The 2,198-nt window shown below is 34.7% G+C and carries 6 protein-coding genes; all 6 read left to right on the plus strand.

The window, feature by feature from the left end; genetic code table 11:
- Window positions 1-14: 14 nt before the first annotated feature.
- Genes EGI26_RS07145 through EGI26_RS07170 form a run of 6 tightly spaced genes read left to right on the plus strand, consistent with a single transcriptional unit; the run spans window position 15 to window position 2,171 of the window.
- Window positions 15-227 (plus strand): hypothetical protein, encoded by a 213-nt coding sequence (locus EGI26_RS07145; protein ID WP_255077287.1) that lies wholly within the window; start codon window positions 15-17, stop codon window positions 225-227.
- Entirely contained in the window at window positions 224-436 is a 213-nt protein-coding gene (locus tag EGI26_RS07150; RefSeq protein ID WP_255077287.1) for a hypothetical protein, read from the plus strand. The genes EGI26_RS07145 and EGI26_RS07150 overlap by 4 nt, the downstream gene beginning before the upstream one ends.
- Complete coding sequence (locus EGI26_RS07155) at window positions 433-645, plus strand: hypothetical protein (RefSeq protein ID WP_255077287.1); 213 nt, start codon at window positions 433-435, stop codon at window positions 643-645. The genes EGI26_RS07150 and EGI26_RS07155 overlap by 4 nt, the downstream gene beginning before the upstream one ends.
- Window positions 642-854 carry a hypothetical protein gene (locus tag EGI26_RS07160; RefSeq protein ID WP_255077287.1) on the plus strand — a complete coding sequence of 71 codons (213 nt, stop codon included), beginning with the start codon at window positions 642-644 and terminating at the stop codon, window positions 852-854. The genes EGI26_RS07155 and EGI26_RS07160 overlap by 4 nt, the downstream gene beginning before the upstream one ends.
- A complete protein-coding gene (locus EGI26_RS07165; protein ID WP_255077346.1) occupies window positions 851-1,195 on the plus strand; it encodes a transposase in 345 nt (114 codons plus the stop codon). Before EGI26_RS07160 ends, EGI26_RS07165 begins: the two co-directional genes overlap by 4 nt.
- A gap of 55 nt (window positions 1,196-1,250) precedes the next feature.
- Window positions 1,251-2,171 carry a transposase gene (locus EGI26_RS07170; RefSeq protein WP_255077348.1) on the plus strand — a complete coding sequence of 307 codons (921 nt, stop codon included), beginning with the start codon at window positions 1,251-1,253 and terminating at the stop codon, window positions 2,169-2,171.
- Window positions 2,172-2,198: the final 27 nt, after the last annotated feature.

Below are 2,198 nucleotides of genomic sequence, written 5' to 3' on the forward strand. Positions count from 1 at the left end.
CAAAATGATATATATTGAACCAAGACCTTATCCGATTACTTCTACCAGAAGGCTTATTTGAATATTTTGAAGTAGTTAAAGTAGAAAAAGTAGAAAATTCTTACAATATCCATATTACCGAACTCAACCTTATTCCCAAAGAGTTCGATGGTCAAAAGGGATCAATCCAAAAAGTTGGGGGGAATGAAAAAAGTTATTTATTTTGGGATCAAAATGATATATATTGAACCAAGACCTTATCCGATTACTTCTACCAGAAGGCTTATTTGAATATTTTGAAGTAGTTAAAGTAGAAAAAGTAGAAAATTCTTACAATATCCATATTACCGAACTCAACCTTATTCCCAAAGAGTTCGATGGTCAAAAGGGATCAATCCAAAAAGTTGGGGGGAATGAAAAAAGTTATTTATTTTGGGATCAAAATGATATATATTGAACCAAGACCTTATCCGATTACTTCTACCAGAAGGCTTATTTGAATATTTTGAAGTAGTTAAAGTAGAAAAAGTAGAAAATTCTTACAATATCCATATTACCGAACTCAACCTTATTCCCAAAGAGTTCGATGGTCAAAAGGGATCAATCCAAAAAGTTGGGGGGAATGAAAAAAGTTATTTATTTTGGGATCAAAATGATATATATTGAACCAAGACCTTATCCGATTACTTCTACCAGAAGGCTTATTTGAATATTTTGAAGTAGTTAAAGTAGAAAAAGTAGAAAATTCTTACAATATCCATATTACCGAACTCAACCTTATTCCCAAAGAGTTCGATGGTCAAAAGGGATCAATCCAAAAAGTTGGGGGGAATGAAAAAAGTTATTTATTTTGGGATCAAAATGATATATATTGAACCAAGACCTTATCCGATTACTTCTACCAGAAGGCTTATTTGAATATTTTGAAGTAGTTAAAGTAGAAAAAGTAGAAAATTCTTACAATATCCATATTACCGAACTCAACCTTATTCCCAAAGAGTTCGATGGTCAAAAGCTTGAATCCAAAGGTTACTCTGAGGAAGAAACAGTTAGGGATTTCCCACTTCGTGGCAAGGCTTGTTTTCTAAAAATCAAGCGACGTAAATGGCTCAATCATGATAGTGGAAAAATAGTCTATAGAAACTGGAATTTAGTAGCCTCAGGAACGCGAATGACATCGGAATTTGCGGCTTTTTTAAAAGGAGCTCTTGGATAATACGCCAATTAGCTGCAAAGTTATAGGTGAATTGTTTCAATTAGACGGCAAACGCTTGCAAGAACAATATGCAGCCCACCTGAGTGGATATACATCTTGGAAACAGCTTGAACATGCCCAACAATGGATACTTTATCCCGAAAATATTGGCGAAAATCTATCTCTGGATGAGACCTGTCTTTCAAATGGTGATTTATATACCATATTGACCAACAAGGCTGCAAAAGGCAAAAAAGGAGCTTTAATTGCGATGGTCAAAGGTACTGTCAGTGATACAGTCATTGAGGTTCTACACAAAATTCCAGAGTCAAAGAGGAAAAAGGTGAAGGAAATAACATTGGACCTTGCTCCAACCATGGAGCGAATTGCTAAACGTAGCTTTCCTAAGGCTAAGCTGGTTTCAGATAGGTTTCATGTCCAAAAGCTAGCCAGTGATGCAGTACAAGAAATCAGAATCAAACATCGTTGGGCGGCAATAGATCAAGAAAATAAAGAAATAGAATATGCTAAAGAACTGAAGAAGAGGTACGTTCCAGAAGTTTTAGAAAACGGTGATACCTTAAAACAACTATTAATCAGAAGTAGATTTCTTTTGCATCAAAGAGAAAGTAAATGGTCTGCTTCTCAAGTACATAGGTCTGAGGTTTTATTTAGACTATATCCTGACTTAAAGCAGGCATACGACCTCAGCATGGAACTATCCAATATTTTCCACCAGTCAAAGAATAGATTAGTAGCTTTTAAAAAACTGGCCTTATGGTATAATTCAGTAGAAAAGTTTGAGGTGAAAACCTTCAATACCATCGCTAGAACTATTCAGAACAATTATGAATATATCCTAAATTATTTCGACAATAGAAGTACAAATGCTTCAGCAGAGTCTTTTAACGCAAAAGTAAAAGCACTAAGAAGCCAATTCAGAGGAGTAAGAGACATAAGTTTTTTCCTATTTAGATTACAGAAAATATATGCTTAACCTCCCCCCAACTTTTTGGATTGATCC

This window comes from Lacihabitans sp. CCS-44 (genome assembly GCF_024343735.1).
Lineage (GTDB): Bacteria > Bacteroidota > Bacteroidia > Cytophagales > Spirosomataceae > Leadbetterella.